This window comes from Micromonospora craterilacus (assembly GCF_003236315.1).
In the GTDB taxonomy this organism is placed as follows: Bacteria; Actinomycetota; Actinomycetes; order Mycobacteriales; family Micromonosporaceae; genus Micromonospora; species Micromonospora craterilacus.
Window position 1 is genome coordinate 1 of sequence record NZ_POTY01000188.1, and the last position, 14,252, is coordinate 14,252.

Below are 14,252 nucleotides of genomic sequence, written 5' to 3' on the forward strand. Positions count from 1 at the left end.
ATCCCGCCCCCAGCCCGCTACGCCGGCCGGCTCGCCGCCGCGTCCGACGCGCACCAAGAGCGTTTCCTCCAACTCGGCCGGGCCCTCGCCGTGGGGCGGCCCACCGAGCCGCACAACCACCTGGCGCTGCTCGCCGCGCCCGGTCCGGCCGAGCTGGGCCGTGCCGCAGCTGTCCTCGCCGGAGCGCAGCAATGGATGGACACCCTCAGCCTGCCCACCTACGCCGAGGCCCTCACCGACGCCGACCTCGACCTGTTCCGGCAGCACGGCTACACCCACCGCGACGCCGTCCCGGTCGACGATCACACGAGGGCGCATTCGATGTGGCGGTTACCGCCGTCCTGGCGCGGCCGGTCCAGCCGCAACGCCCGCTCACCAGTGCGGCGTCCGCGCTCCCTGGCCCACAACAGTCCGTCAACCCGGTGGGCGCTGCGCTGAAGGCCGAACACGGTGTCCAGCCGGTCCTGCAGGCGCTCGAAGGCACGCCGGCACAGATCGCACCGTCGACCTACTACGCCGCCAAGACCCGCCCGGCCAGCGCCCGCTGTCGGCGCGATGAGGAGCTGACCGCGATGATCGAGCGGATCCACGCGGAGAACTACGGCGTCTACGGCGCCCGCAAGATCTGGCATGACCTGCACCGACGCGATGTGCGGGTGGCCCGGTGCACGGTCGAGCGGCTGATGCGTGAGTCCGGGCTGCGTGGGCTGCTGCGCGACAAGTCGCCGCGCACGACCCGCCCGGCAGCCGAGACCAGCCGCCCTGCTGACCTGGTCAGACGGGACTTCACCGCAGCGGGCCCGAACCAGCTGTGGGTCGCGGATCTGACCTACGTGCGCACGAGTGTGGGCTGGGTGTACGCCGCGTTCGTCCTCGACGTGTTCTCCCGCATGATCGTCGGCTGGCAGGTGTCTACGTCGCTCTACACGGATTTGGCTCTCGACGCGTTGAAGATGGCGATGTGGCGCCGCGAGAACCAGCACGCTGAGCATGCCGGCACGCGATGTAATCCTCTGGGCACTCGACGAGATCATGACCGACGAGGATCAGCGGCGCGACTCGGCCCGGGTCACGGACGTGTTCTACCGGCACAGCCGGCCGAAACCCGGTGCTCTCACGGCATGCGGCCCGCAGGGTGGGCGTTGGCGATGCTCGCCGAGGCGCGGCGGCGGCTGCGCGCCCAGGCCGTGGAATCCGACGCAGCGGACCGGCTGGGCCGCAACCGGATCGCCCGCGAGATCGAGAGAACCTGCGCGAGACGGCTCAGGCTCTGGTTCCCCACTGGAATGGCCTGATCCAGGAGCAATGCCACGTAGCGTAAGTTGATCATGGGGTGTGGTCTGCGGTTCTGTGCATGCTGTTGGGCTGTGCGGCGTGGCGGGTTGCCCTGGCTCGGTGGGCTGTTTTGATCACGGGTCATGTCGGTGGATGTGGTGGGTCGTCCGGCGGTGCGGCCGGATCAGGTCACGCTCGGGGTGTTGATCTCGCGGTTCGGGTGCTGGGACGCGGGGTGGAGTGTGCCGACGTCCAGCGCTGTCACGCAGGCGCGGAAACGGTTGGGCCGTCGGGTGTTCGCCGAGGTGTTCGCGCGTGTGTGCGGGCCGGTCGCGGGCGAGGCGGGCCCGACCGCGCGGATGGGCGCGTTGGGCACGGCGCGGGGGTCGTTCCTGCGCGGGTGGCGGCTGCTGGCGATCGACGGGTTCGAGGTCGACCTGCCCGACAGTGAGGAGAACGCGGCCGGGTTCGGGTACGCCGGATCGGGTGGGAACCGGTCGGCGTACCCGAAGGCTCGGGTCGTGGCCCTCGCGGAGTGTGGTACCCACGCCTTCGTCGCCGCCGAGATCGACGCCTACTCCGTTGGTGAGAAGACCCTCGCGCAGCGGCTGTACCCGCGGCTGCGCGGCGACGAACTGCTCACCGCTGACCGGGGGTTCTACTCCTGGCAGGCGTGGGACATCGCCGCCTCCAGCGGGGCGGCGTTGCTGTGGCGGGCTCCGACCCAGCTCGATCTGCCGGTCGTGCGGGTGCTGCCCGACGGCACCCATCTCACCGTCCTGATCAGGCCGACGGTCCGTGGCGCCCGGCGGGAGCGGCTGTTGACGGCCGCCCGCGCTGGGGCCGATCTGACCGACATCGCCACGGTTCCCGACGCGTTCGACAAGCAGGGCCTGCCGGTCGTGCATCTGGCGAGGGTGGTCGAGTACGCCGTGCCCGACCGGGCCGGCAACGGCACCGGCGAGGTCATCACCCTGCTGTCCACCGTCGTTAATCCCGGTGACGCCCGAGCCGACGAACTCGCCGCCGCCTATCACGAACGCTGGGAGGAGGAAACCGGCAACGACCAGCTGAAAACCCACCTCGGGCCCGGCCGGGTGCTGCGGTCCCGCTTGCCGGACCTGGTCCATCAGGAGATCTGGGCCTACCTGATCGTCCACCACGCGATCAACGCCCTGACCGCCGCGGCGTCAGCGGCGGCCGACCTCGACCCGGACCGGATCTCCTTCACCAAGGTCCTGCGTCTGATCCGCCGCACCGCCACCGGCACGGCGGACATTCCCCCCTCAGGACTGGACTGACCAACTACCGGCCCACCTGACCCAGATCGCCGCTCTCCTGATCCCCGAACGCCGGGAACGCACCTGCCCCCGCGCGGTCAAACGTGCCCGCCACAACCAGTACCGGGTCAAGAAACCTGACGAACCGGCCAGCATCCGCCACGGCCGTCCAGCGACGATCCACATCTACCGACTCCAGCCACAACCACCATCAAGATCAACTTAGGCTACGTGGCATTGGGTCACGCCCGAGCCCGGTCAGTGCCTCACATTAAACAAAGAACATCCTCTGCGCTCTACCGGCAACACGTCAGTCAGACCCGGAGCGTTCACACTCCAGATCCAGGTGAACGGGCGGCGATTCCCCGAAGCACAGTTTCAAGTTTCTGAGCACGTCATCGCACCGATCCAGGACGGTCGGAGTTCGCGCGGCGATGAACGGAGAAGCCTGCCCGGCGCAGCCGGAGGGCGGTCTATAGTCCCGTTTGTGGTGACCTATGACTGGGGGATAGATCAACCGCCTCACCCGAGCGCTGCCGATCGGGCAGGGTGCCTTGATGCGCAGCCCTCGCAGTTGCCGGAGGTGCAGCGGCTGATCGAGCAGGGTTGGGAGTTGGCGCCAGACGCCCCGATGCTGGCGTTCCTCCCTGCGGTATGGCCTGCGGGTCTACGGACGTGGGTACCGGACCGCTCCATGCGATACGAGCAGCGATGGACTACCGATCCCGCCACCGGCGAGACCCGTAGCCTCACGGCCCAGTCCAGCACCGCTCTCATCGAGGAGGTCGAGAACGACATCGACGCCTTGCTCGCGAAGGCAGGGATCCTCGACCGGCCAAGAGGCCGCATCTGGCTGCTGAAGCCACCAGCCGGATTCGCCTCGCTGGACGCTTTCCTTCAGCACGTCGGACACCAGGCAGATGCCGCCGGCATCGACGGTGAACTGACCGAGGCATACGTTGCTGTAACTGCCCGCTGCCTCACCGAATCGCCGTAGAACAAGCCGGGCAGCAGACCAACGCTCGCGAGAGGGGCCAGCGCCGCATACCGCGCCGACCCCTCCCACCAAGAACGCCGCAGCGTCTACGGCGACCAGGGAACCTGGTAAGAGCGGCAGTACGGGCTGGCGTTGCAGCGGTCCCATCGGCCGGTGTGAATGGTGCTGGCGTAGAAGATGAGACTGTATCCGGAGGCCATGAACGACCCGTAGTGATCGTCGTGGTACCGGCCGCTGCCGGACGTCAAGCTGCTGTTGGAGTAGTAGCCGGTCTCACTGGGCCGCCAGCTACGCCAACTCGCCGAACTCACGTTCCCGAAGTAGAACGGATTCTGGCCGCAGTAGCCGTCCGTGCCGGTCTGATTGATCCGGCAGTTGTTGGTGAACTCCTGCGGGATGATCGTCGGCCCGTAATCCCAGATCAGCAGGTTACGCCAACGAGGCCGCTGACCGTTGAACGCCTGCCGAACGATGAAGTCAAAAGCCCCGATGACACCCTGCGAGTTGCCGTAGGCGCCGTTGCCCTTGACCTCGGCGATGTAGTCGCTGATTCGGCGGCCACACACCGAGCCCGACTCGCACCAGCTGTCGTAGTCGTCGGCCAGCACGCCCACGCCGCCACCGTCGGCGGTCGTGTCAGCGAAGTCTTCCGCGATGGTGCGTGACGTGACCTGCCCGGACGCGTCCGCGGTGGTCAACTCCCCACCGAGACATGTCCATGATGTTGGCCGCTCGTTCTCTGCCTGCGCGACGCAGGCAGCCAACCCGACGCCGCCACCATACGTGGAATCGAGTTCGGTCCACTCGTCGGCGGCCGACGCCGGAGACGCCGCCGCCAGCCCTGCCGTGACGAGAAGCACCACGGCAGCCACCCGTGCCAGTGTGGCGCGCAGTGGTGGTCGATACGATTGCATGTGCCACGATCCTCCCCCGAGGAAACGATGACCATTGCATGTGCCCAGCCAGGCAACCACGCCATCGCCTGCCGCCACTATCAGATCTTGCACAGATGCTCACGTCTATTGGTGATCGTTTTGGTGCATGCCATTGAGCGCTCCTGACCATTGACGCCGTAAGACAGGTAACGTCAGATCTCGCGCCAATCGGCCTCCGCCGTACCAGACCATGCCACCGACCGCGCTGCGGTGATCCGCCAGCGCCACGTACCCGTCCGCCTCTCCCGCCGGTCACGGCGGGGCTGGACGAGCAGCCCCGTCGCCTCGGCACGGCCGAACACCGACGCCTGCCGCAGAGGTCACCCTCGGTGACGAGCGCCTCGCGGCTAGGGCCTGTCCTGTCGATCATGGAAGCCAGATGATGGCCGCGATGAGCACGAGGCTGGCCCGGTAGAGGGATGCGCGTTTGGCGTATCGGGTGGCCAGGTCGCGCCACTGTTTGAGCCGGTTGAAGCAGCGTTCAACGACGTTGCGCTTGCGGTAGATCGCCTTGTCGAAGGCGGGTGGCCTGCCGCCGTTGCTGCCCTTGGCAGCACGGCGGGCGATCTGGTCCGAGCGTTCGGGGATGACGTGCCGGATCCCGCGCTGCCGTAGGGCTCGGCGGGTGGAGTCGTGGGCGTAGCCCTTGTCCGCGATCAACACCTCGGGTCGCTTGCGGGGCCGGCCCGGTCCGGGCTCGTTGACCCGGATCGCGTCGAGCAGCGCGAGGAGCTGGGGATTGTCGCCGGCCTGGCCGGGGGTGAGCAGGATCGACAACGGCCGGCCGCGTCCGTCGACGGCGAGGTGGATCTTCGTGCTCAGCCCGCCTCGGGATCGGCCGATGGCCTCGCCATCTTGCGCACCAGGCGTCGCCGGACTTGTCGGGGAGCCCCTTTTTTGCGGGCGCCAGCGGCATGCTGGTGCGCCCGCACGATCGACGAGTCGATGCTGATCGTCCACTGCACCGGTGTGCCGTCGTCGTGGACCTGCGCCGCCGCGAGGATCCGGTCCCACGTCCCGTCCGCGGTCCAACGGCGCAGCCGTTCGTGGCAGGTCTTCCACGGCCCGAAGCGTTCTGGCAGGTCACGCCACGGCGCACCCGTGCGCAGCTTCCACAGGATCCCGTTGATGACCTGACGGTGATCCCGCCACCGCCCCCGCGCCCCGCCAGGCTCCGGTAGGAGCGGTGCGATCACCGCCCACGCCTCATCGGTCAGTTCACCACGACGTACCACCGGCACATCGTCAACGACCCAGCGCTACAAGATCGGCAGGACACGCCTAGCCCCGCTGGGCAGGCTCAGCCGCCATGACACGGGTTGTTGCCGCGGACGTCTTCCGCAACGGCTCGACCCACAACCGCGGGGACGCCGAGCCGGTCGGTTACAGCGGTGACGGGTCGTCGCGCAGCCGGCTGTAGAGCCACCCGTCGCGCCAGGCGCCGGCCCGAAACTCGCAGGCCCGCACGACCCCCTCCAGCTGGAAGCCGGCCTTTTCCAGCGACCGCTGCTCGGCGGCGTTCTCGGCGCGGGTGCTGGCCTGGATGCGCTGCGCCGGGGTGTGGCTGAACAGGTAGTCGCAGAGCAGCGCCTGGGCCCGCCAGCCGATGCCCTGGCCGCGCCACTCGGGCAGCAGCACGATGCCGATCTCCCAGTAGGGCGCCCGCCCGCCGTACTGGCCCTGGAAATAGCTGAGGTAGCCCGCCGGGGCATCCGCCGCCGGCTCGACCTGCACGATCAGGCCGCCGGTCCGCTCGCCGAGATAGCCGTCCTCGGCGAAGCGGCGGGCCGGCGCGGCGGCGTCCCGGAAGCCGGCCCAGTCGAGCCCGATCAGCCCGGGTTCGACCGCGAACCGGCGCAACATCGCCAGGTCGTCCTCGGCCACCGGGCGCAGCCGTACGGTCGAGCCGGACGCCTGATGCACGATGCCGGCCACCGGCGGGTGAAAGCTGTCCATCCTCCGTACCGTAGTGACGGGCCGGGCCGCCCGCTGCCCCGCGCCGACGGCCGTCAGGCAATGGCGCAGCGTTCCCTGCAGGGTGGCCACGCCGGGCCCGGTGAGGTCGTTGCAGTACGCGGCGCGGCCATCGCCATGGTCAGCGCCAGCGTGCTGCCGCTGACCAGCGGGCCGGTCCCGGCGGCGAAGGGCCCGTCGGTCGCCGCCACCCGCAGCCCTCGATGACGCTGTGCCCGGCCAAGTCGTCGGCGAGGGCGGCTCGCTCGGTGTGCGTGAGCGCCTACAGGGCTTCGCGGGACGGGGCAGCGTCCTCGATCATGACGAGCACCCTACCCATATGGCCTGCCCACCGATCAAGATCGGCAGGACAGGCCCTAGACGAGCGCGCCGTCGCGCCCAGAGTGGTACGTCGTGTGGATCTATGTGCCAAGGTTGCCGGATGTCCTCGAATCCTCACCCGCCGCCGAGTCGCGACCAAATCGAGGCAAGACTCCTGGCGCTCCTGGACGGAAGCCAGTCACGCGACGAGGTCGACCGATGGGCTGCTCAGTGGGTGACCGATCCGGATGGTGGCGGTGTAGAAGACGCGGATGTCTGGTGGGCGCTGACTCAGCTGTACGGCATCGACCTGCGCCACGCTAAGGACGGCCCGTACCTGCACGACGATGAGCAGATACGACACTGGCTCCATGCCTTCCGCGCGCGCCGTTCCTGGGCGTCCTGACCACGGACACGCCCGGCATGCTGCATGTGCGGATGTGTTCGGGAACTTGCTCGGCTGATCCACGAGGCCCACGTCTGGAGGTCCCGGCGCTCGCCCAGCCTTGTCACCCTGTACGGGTGAAGCCGAACTTGGAGAGGGTGTCAGGCAGCCGTGACTGGGTTGCCCAGGCCATCCTGGCACGGGCACCATGGCCCGTCGATCAGAGCTTCCTCGACTCCCTGGATCCCTCCGCCTCGCTCGCCCTCGGACGTTACGGCGTCCGCCTCGCCACGCTTGCGTTGAGGGAAAACTCAACCGCGTTACTACGCCGTTCGTTGCTGGCCACCGGACTTGCCCGGTGCCTACAACACGATGATGACCGAGACGTGATGGTCGGTCTCACGTTGCCCTGGGTAGTGGCACGGCAGCTAGGAGCATCTTCGGCGAGGGTGTTCGCGACGGTCGCGGATGGCTTTCCAGATGGCCCGATCTCCAGACTGTTGAAGGATTTCGGTGCCCGGGAGGATATTACGCTGGCCGCCTTTGGCTGGGAGGCGGTGACCACTGCCGACGGACCCGACTTTCGCCCGTTGTGCTGATAGCCTGTGCACCGCTGGGCGCACGGCCATCGGCATGACAGTGCACCAGTTGCTGCATTGCCGGGGCGCTGCCACCCTTAGCAGAAGGCACGACGAGAGGCCTGGCCTGGATGGCGTCCGCCACACCCCATCGCTTCGGCACGGCCGGCGGCGAGCACCCCGACCACGAAGAGTGATATCGGGCCGTCGGGGGACGGCAAACAGCCCCCCCTGCGTCTCAGTGGATGATCCGGAAGGCGACCCGGTCGACAAGGCCCACGCCCGATCTCGTCAGCACTGCGCGACGGGCAGAAACCAGATGCCCGAACCCAGGCGCCGTCACCACCCACCCCACCGCACGACTGCTGCCGCCCGAGCCCGACCCGCAGGTCTCGCCCCCGGAACCACCCCGGGGCAGAAGATCCACATCATTGACCACAGTGGACGGCGCCTACCGGCCAGCCGGCCGGCACTCCGGCCATGATCCAGACCGGGCGGCACGGAACGGCACTGGTCAGCACCGGCCGACACGAACCCCTATCGGGACAGCACGGTGACAACGGAGCACCAACGGAGCACCAAGCTCCCACATGGTGGAAGATCGCGGCACATCCTGGGAAAAATCAAGGCCGTAACCGGCGTTTTCGCTGGTCACGGCCTTGATCGGATGGCGCGCCCGAAGGGACTCGAACCCCTAACCTTCTGATCCGTAGTCAGATGCTCTATCCGTTGAGCTACGGGCGCTGGTGCTCGGCCAGTCTACACACCGGCTTTCGCGCGGAGACTCCGGGATTCGAACCCGGGAGGGGCTTTAAGACCCCAACCGCATTAGCAGTGCGGCGCCATAGACCAGACTAGGCGAAGTCTCCCTGGTGGCCCGCAGACCACCGCGCCCGAGGATACAGGCCCCGGCCTGTCGGGAGCAAAGCGACTACCGGAACGAGCCGTTCGCGGACCGATGGGAGCGGGTTGCCCCGCTGTGCGCCGCCGTGATCGGGACTACGCTCCATCGACATGCAGGAGCAGCCGCCCAGCGAGCAGACCCGCCGAGAACCTGCTGAGGGAGTGCGTCGACGCTCACCGAAGGCGACCTTCACCCCGCCTCCGGCGCCCCCTCCGCCCGTTCGGGATGGGCAGCAGGACGACTCCGACGGGCCGCGACCTCGGCGCGCGAAGGGCGCGCCGAGCGTGCTCTTCCAGCCGCCGCCCGCTCCGGAGCAGCCACTGCCCCGCCAGCCCCGGCCGCCAGTTTCCGCTCCGATGCCGTTCGCGACCGCACCACCACCAGCACCGCCAGCCACAGCAGCGCCGCCAGCCGCGGCAGCACGGGCGGCAGGGAAGGCCGACGGTGGATCGGCCGAGGCCAGGAAGGCTCCGGGACGGAAAGCGCCAGCGAAGAGGGCGGCGGCGGGGGACGCCGCCGCGCCCGAGACGGCCACCGATCAGGCTCAAACTCCCGCACCGGCCACCACGGCCAAGAAGACGTCGGTCCGGAAGGCGGCCAGGAAGGCAGTACCGGTCGAGACGGCTACCAACCCGGCAACCGTCGCCGAGGCCACCCCGGCCAAGGCAACCCCGACGAAGGCCGCGCCCGCCCGAAAGGCCGTGAAGAAGGCCACGAAGAAACCCATCACCGACGCCACCTCCGCGCCGCCGGCCGATCCGGCGAGCAGCGGCACCGGGCAGGATTCTTCGAGCCGTACCGCGGAATCGGAGCTGCGGGTGCTCGTGGCGCGGGTGCTCGATCACCCGGGCTTCGCGCCGGAGTTGCTGGCCCTGACCGCGGTCGAGGCGCTCGGCCCACGCGCTGACGAGTGGGCGCGGCGGTTGCGGGAGACGTACCCGGCGGCGGGTGGCGACGGGCTGGCCCGGCTCGCCAGCCGGCGGTTCGTCCGGCAGGCCGGGATCGGTGGGGCGACTGCGGCGCTGGCCGGCGCCTTCGCGCCCGTGGTCGAGCTGGCCGCGGTGCTCTGGTCGCAGGCGAACCTGGTGCTGCACGTGGCGGCGGCGTACGACCGTGATCCGGCGCATCCGGACCGAGCGGCCGAGCTGTTGGTGCTGACCCAGGTGCACCCGGACGAGGCGAGCGCCCGCTCGGCGCTGGCGGCGGCCCGGGCCGCGGACGGGCCGGACGAGCAGCCGGGGGCCAGGGCGGCCGAGGCGGCCTGGCGGCTGGCCGCCCCGTTGGCGGCGCAGGCGGGTGGCTGGCTGGCCCTGCGGATGGCGTCCCGGCTACTACCCGGCGCGGCAGTGCTCACCGCGGCGGCCGGCGACTCGGCGGCGGCGCAACGCCTGGCCGCCCGCGCGACGGCCGCCTACCGACCGCCCCGCCTTCCCCTCGACCAAGCTGCGCCGCCATCCTCGCCGGCCTAGCTGGGTCAGAGCCAGTCGAACCACTCCTTGGGCAGCAGGCTGTAGCCGACGAAGGCGAAGATGTCGAGCAGGGCGTGTGCCACGATCAGCGGCATCACCCGGCGGGTACGCAGGTAGAAGAGGCTGAACACCACGCCCATCACCGCGTTGCCGATGAACGCGCCGAAGCCCTGGTAGAGGTGGTATGAGGCGCGCAGCAGCGCGCTGGTCGCGATGATCGCACCGACCCGCCACTGGAGTTGGCGTAGCCGGGTCATCAGGTAGCCGACCACGATCACCTCCTCCAGGATGGAGTTCTGCAGGGCGGCGAGGATCAGCACCGGCACCGTCCACCAGAGGTCGGGCAGCCCGGCCGGCACCACCGTGGCGTTGATGCCGAGCTGCGCCGCCGCCCAGAACAGCGCCAGGCCGGGCAGCCCGATCAGCGCGGCCAGCCCGGCCCCCTGGGCGAGATCGACCCCGGGCCGCCGGGCGTCCAGGCCGAGGGTCCGCGCCGGGTCGCCCGGGTCCCGCGTCAGCAGGTGTACGGCGAGCAGCACCGGCAGCAGCGCGAACACGATGCCGAGCAGCTGGTACGTGAGGTCGAGGTACGGCCGGGCCGATGCGGAGGTGTTCAGCGCGGCGGTCTGCCGGGACAGTCCGCCTTCCGCGGTCAGCTTCGCGATGATCGACACCGTGGCGTAGACGGCGGACTGGCCGAGGGAAAGTCCGAGCACCAGCATCGTCTCGGTGCCGAGCGTCCGGCGGGACACCGGGCGGGTGAGCTCAACGGTCACCGGACCACTCTGCCTGACCGCAGGCGTCGGTGACACCCACCTGGCCGCTGAGCGGCCCTCACGATGCGGTCGCACATTCTGTGCGACCTTCATACACGCTGCGTGGACATTCTATGGGAGCCCGATCCGCCGTCAGAAGTAAGGAGCGCCCCCGGTGGACAACTTCGCGCGGCTGCTGAAGGAGAGCTGGACCCTGGTCGAGCAGGATCGGGTCCGGCTGAGTGGTCACTTCTACGCCCGGCTCTTTCTCCTCGACCCCGAGCTGCGCAAGCTTTTCCCGGTGCAGATGACCGGGCAGGGCGACCGGCTGCTCGAAGCGATCATCACGGCGATCCACACCGTGGACGACCCGGAGGGCTTCGACGAGTTTCTCCGCGCGCTCGGCCGGGACCACCGCAAATACCACGTCGAGGCCGCCCACTACGACACCATGGGCGTCGCACTGCTCGACGCGTTGCGCAGCACCGCCGGGGACGGCTGGAACCTGGAGTACGACCAGGCGTGGCGGGACGCGTACGCGGCGATCGCCGAGAAGATGCTCGCTGGCGCGGCGGCGGACGACAACCCGCCGTTCTGGCACGCCGAGGTGCTGACCCACGAGCGGTACGGCCCGGACACCGCCGTCTTCATCTGCCAGGCGCTGCAACACCCGCTCTCCTGGAAGGCGGGCCAGTACGTCAGCATCGAGGCGCCCCGCTACCACCCCCGGGTGTGGCGGACGTACTCGGTGGCCAACGCCCCGAACGACGACAACGTGCTGGAGTTCCACGTCCGTACGCCCCCGGGTGCCGGCTGGGTCTCCGGCGCCCTGGTCCGCCGGGTGAAGCCGGGCGACCTGCTGCGGGTGGCCGCACCGATGGGCTCGATGACGCTGGACCGCTCCTCGGAGCGGGACATCCTCTGCGTAGCCGGGGGTGTCGGGCTGGCCCCGATCAAGGCCCTGGTGGAGGAGTTGGCCGGCTACAACCGGGCGCGTTGGGTGCACGTCTTCTACGGGGCCCGGACCGAGGCGGACCTCTACGGCCTCGACGGGCTGCGGAAGCTGGTCGCGGCCCACCCGTGGCTGTCGGTGACCGCCGCGTGCAGCGACGACCCGGACTTCGACGGCGAGCAGGGCGACGTCTCCGACGTGGTGGCCCGCTACGGCCCGTGGACGACGCATGACTGCTACGTCTCCGGTTCCGTGGCGATGGTCCGCTCTACGCTGCGGGTGCTCGCCGCGGACGACGTCCCGCCCCAGCACACCCGGTACGACACCTTCGGCAACCTGTAGCGCAATCTCCTGAGCTTTTCTCCCCCCGAACCGGGGCGCGTGCCCCTGCCCCCTGGGGCACGCGCCCCGGTCCCCCAAACGGGCGGACCGGCACCGCCCCCACGACCACGCCTGCGCCGGCCGTCGTTCCCACCTGGCGCGGGCGTGGTCGTGGACAACTTCGCCACACCTGCGCCGGCCGTCGTTCCCACCTGGCGCGGGCGTGGTCGTGGACAACTTCGCCACACCTGCGCCGGCCGTCGTTCCCACCTGGCGCGGGCGTGGTCGTGCACAACTCGGCGAGGTCAGTACCGCCAGGGGTGGCCGGACTCCCGGTACTCCTCGATCGGCACCAGCGGCACCCCGGGTGCCATCCGGTCGACGTACAGCCGGCCTTCCAGGTGGTCGATCTCGTGCGCCACCAGCCGGGCCATGCCGAACTCGAACGAGGTGATGACCCGGCCGCCGTCGAACTGCGCGTGTTCCACGTCAAGCCGCAGCGGTCGCGGCACCAACCCCCGGTGGTCGAAGAAGGAGAGGCAGCCCTCGTACTGCTCGTCGGTGTCGGGAGCGGCGTCGACCACCCGGGGGTTGAGCAGCACCACCGGCTCGGCCGCCCGGTCGGGTGGGCGGACCACGGCCGCCGCCCGGCCGATGTCGAGCTGCGGGGCGGCGATCCCCACCCCCTTGGTGAACGGGTGCAGTTCGTCCAGCCGGGCCAACGCGGTGACCAGCCGGTCGACGGTCTCCCGGGCGGCCTGTTCCTCGCGCGGCAGGTCGAACGGGCGGGCCGGCTGCCGCAGCTGGTCGGCGCCGCGCTGGGCGATGCCGAGCCCACGCATCCGGTCGGACGGCCGGACCCGGCCGCTCTCCGGTTCGGGTTCCGACTGAGCGCGGAACCGCCACTGCATCCGGTACCGGGCGTTCAGCGGCGGGTCGTCGGTCGCCCAGTCGAAGATCGCCCGGCCGTCCTGGTCGCGCCGGACGACCGCCGTGCGCAGCGGGCCCTCCTCCGCCGAGAGCGAGGTTTCCGCGCCCCACACCTGTGGGTCCAGCGCCGCCGGCAGGTCCAGGCGTACGGCGAGGTGCCGGGTCGGTACGCGGACCGCGCGCTGGAACCAGGGGCCCCACTTGTCCTGCCCGACGGTGTACGCGTACTCGATGATGGCGCGGCGGCCCGGGTAGAGCGGAAACCGCCGCTCGGCGTTCTCGAAGAGCAGCCAGATCTCCTTGAACGCGTCCCGGTCGTGCTTGGCCCGCCAGTGCATGGCCTCACGCTCGTCGGCTTCCTCCCGGTACGCCCGCAGTTGTAGTTCGGCGAAGCTGAGCGGGTGTTCCCGGTGGTGCCGGTTGGAGCGGCCCGGATCGTTGGGGTAGCGGTCCACGGCGACCCGGACCAGGTAGCGGGTGACCGGGTCGGTGCCGGCGTTGTACAGCTCGCGGCGGATGACGCAGCGGTACGCATCCTCGGTGTGGGTGAGGTGGGCCGTCTCACGTTCGACGATCAGGCCGGTGCCGGGCGGCATCCACTGGCCGGGGAGGCTGGCCTCCCGGTGGTTGCGCTCGGTGCGGGTGTGACGGAGGTCGTCGTACTCCCGGAAGCGCTGCCAGATCGCGCCGCTGGCCTCCAGGACGGCCTCGGCGCGACGCGCGAAGTCCTCGGTGGGTCGGTGTCGCCGCCCCTCGACGTGGCTGACGTACGACGGGTCGAAGCCCATCAGGTTGGCTAGCTGTTTCTTGGACAGCCCCCGCTCCGTCCGATGCCGTGCGAGTTCGGCGGCGAAGGAGTCGGCAGCCCGATCGAGCGGTGAGGTCGTCATCAGCTTCCTCGTGGCCGGTTGCACCAAGTTTCACGTTGAGTCGCTGCACGCGCACAGAATTGGCATCTTCTCGACAGGACGCTTGACCGATGGGCGATTTCTGTCGATACTGCCCCGAGTTCCGGGACGCACACCCTGGGTAATCGCCGCCGCAGGAGTGACCCGGGCCTCTCGCTTTCCAGCCGACCGAGGGTTCCCCGTCGCCGAGAGGTGTGGTTAGGCTAGCCTTAGCTGGACCGCAGGGGTCTCGGACGGGAGGTGGCGCAGGTGACAACCGTGCTTCCCCTCCACCACGCCCCCGCCGAGC

The 14,252-nt window shown here is 69.8% G+C and carries 14 protein-coding genes, 2 tRNA genes and 1 pseudogene; 9 read left to right on the plus strand and 8 right to left on the minus strand.

Annotated features, from left to right (window positions below; genetic code table 11):
* The 4 genes and pseudogenes from C1I95_RS35375 to C1I95_RS24380 form a co-directional block, all read left to right on the plus strand.
* Positions 1 to 438, plus strand: a pseudogene (locus tag C1I95_RS35375) (hypothetical protein); the annotation flags it as partial.
* A complete protein-coding gene (locus C1I95_RS24370) occupies positions 423 to 1,295 on the plus strand; it encodes an IS3 family transposase (protein ID WP_158566457.1) in 873 nt (290 codons plus the stop codon). The pseudogene C1I95_RS35375 and the gene C1I95_RS24370, both read left to right, overlap by 16 nt.
* Positions 1,296 to 1,418: 123 nt before the next feature.
* Positions 1,419 to 2,576, plus strand: coding sequence for an IS4 family transposase (locus C1I95_RS24375; protein WP_111217019.1), 1,158 nt, complete (start codon positions 1,419 to 1,421; stop codon positions 2,574 to 2,576).
* Between the two features lie 469 nt (positions 2,577 to 3,045).
* A complete protein-coding gene (locus C1I95_RS24380) occupies positions 3,046 to 3,552 on the plus strand; it encodes a DUF5956 family protein (RefSeq protein WP_267900711.1) in 507 nt (168 codons plus the stop codon).
* Between the two features lie 86 nt (positions 3,553 to 3,638).
* Here the strand turns inward: C1I95_RS24380 and C1I95_RS24385 are convergent, their stop codons facing one another.
* From C1I95_RS24385 to C1I95_RS24395, 3 genes are all read right to left on the minus strand, one after another.
* Positions 3,639 to 4,424: a hypothetical protein gene (locus tag C1I95_RS24385; RefSeq protein WP_146605815.1), complete on the minus strand. Its 786-nt coding sequence runs from the start codon at positions 4,422 to 4,424 to the stop codon at positions 3,639 to 3,641.
* A gap of 429 nt (positions 4,425 to 4,853) precedes the next feature.
* Positions 4,854 to 5,722 (minus strand): IS5 family transposase gene (locus tag C1I95_RS24390; protein ID WP_233513852.1). Its coding sequence is split into 2 segments (ribosomal slippage): positions 4,854 to 5,380 and positions 5,380 to 5,722, totalling 870 coding nucleotides; the frame shifts between segments, so codons are not numbered across the junction.
* Positions 5,723 to 5,870: 148 nt separating this feature from the next.
* A complete protein-coding gene (locus C1I95_RS24395; protein WP_111217025.1) occupies positions 5,871 to 6,443 on the minus strand; it encodes a GNAT family N-acetyltransferase in 573 nt (190 codons plus the stop codon).
* Between the two features lie 60 nt (positions 6,444 to 6,503).
* Between C1I95_RS24395 and C1I95_RS35935 the strand changes: the two genes are divergently transcribed.
* The 3 genes from C1I95_RS35935 (at position 6,504) to C1I95_RS34870 (ending at position 7,745) form a co-directional block, all read left to right on the plus strand.
* On the plus strand, positions 6,504 to 6,668 hold the full coding sequence (locus C1I95_RS35935) for a hypothetical protein (RefSeq protein ID WP_171023208.1): 165 nt from the start codon (positions 6,504 to 6,506) through the stop codon (positions 6,666 to 6,668).
* 214 nt (positions 6,669 to 6,882) lie between these two features.
* Positions 6,883 to 7,167: a YxzC family protein gene (locus C1I95_RS35380; protein WP_158566458.1), complete on the plus strand. Its 285-nt coding sequence runs from the start codon at positions 6,883 to 6,885 to the stop codon at positions 7,165 to 7,167.
* A 116-nt stretch (positions 7,168 to 7,283) separates the two neighbouring features.
* On the plus strand, positions 7,284 to 7,745 hold the full coding sequence (locus C1I95_RS34870; RefSeq protein ID WP_146605816.1) for a hypothetical protein: 462 nt from the start codon (positions 7,284 to 7,286) through the stop codon (positions 7,743 to 7,745).
* Positions 7,746 to 8,392: 647 nt separating this feature from the next.
* On the opposite strand, the gene C1I95_RS24400 is transcribed toward C1I95_RS34870, so the two are convergent.
* The 3 genes from C1I95_RS24400 to C1I95_RS34875 all read right to left on the minus strand — a co-directional run bounded on the left by C1I95_RS24400 (position 8,393) and on the right by C1I95_RS34875 (position 9,403).
* A tRNA-Arg gene (locus C1I95_RS24400) sits at positions 8,393 to 8,468 on the minus strand.
* Between the two features lie 34 nt (positions 8,469 to 8,502).
* Positions 8,503 to 8,593, minus strand: a tRNA-Ser gene (locus C1I95_RS24405).
* Positions 8,594 to 9,172: 579 nt separating this feature from the next.
* A complete protein-coding gene (locus C1I95_RS34875; RefSeq protein WP_146605817.1) occupies positions 9,173 to 9,403 on the minus strand; it encodes a hypothetical protein in 231 nt (76 codons plus the stop codon).
* Positions 9,404 to 9,446: 43 nt separating this feature from the next.
* Between C1I95_RS34875 and C1I95_RS24410 the strand changes: the two genes are divergently transcribed.
* Complete coding sequence (locus tag C1I95_RS24410; RefSeq protein WP_146605818.1) at positions 9,447 to 10,097, plus strand: hypothetical protein; 651 nt, start codon at positions 9,447 to 9,449, stop codon at positions 10,095 to 10,097.
* Between the two features lie 5 nt (positions 10,098 to 10,102).
* Here the strand turns inward: C1I95_RS24410 and C1I95_RS24415 are convergent, their stop codons facing one another.
* Complete coding sequence (locus tag C1I95_RS24415; protein WP_111217027.1) at positions 10,103 to 10,873, minus strand: CPBP family intramembrane glutamic endopeptidase; 771 nt, start codon at positions 10,871 to 10,873, stop codon at positions 10,103 to 10,105.
* Positions 10,874 to 11,027: 154 nt separating this feature from the next.
* On the opposite strand from C1I95_RS24415, the gene C1I95_RS24420 reads away from it, so the two are divergent.
* Positions 11,028 to 12,146 carry a globin domain-containing protein gene (locus C1I95_RS24420; protein ID WP_111217029.1) on the plus strand — a complete coding sequence of 373 codons (1,119 nt, stop codon included), beginning with the start codon at positions 11,028 to 11,030 and terminating at the stop codon, positions 12,144 to 12,146.
* A 284-nt stretch (positions 12,147 to 12,430) separates the two neighbouring features.
* On the opposite strand, the gene C1I95_RS24425 is transcribed toward C1I95_RS24420, so the two are convergent.
* A complete protein-coding gene (locus C1I95_RS24425) occupies positions 12,431 to 13,945 on the minus strand; it encodes a peptide deformylase (protein WP_111217031.1) in 1,515 nt (504 codons plus the stop codon).
* Positions 13,946 to 14,252 lie beyond the last annotated feature (307 nt).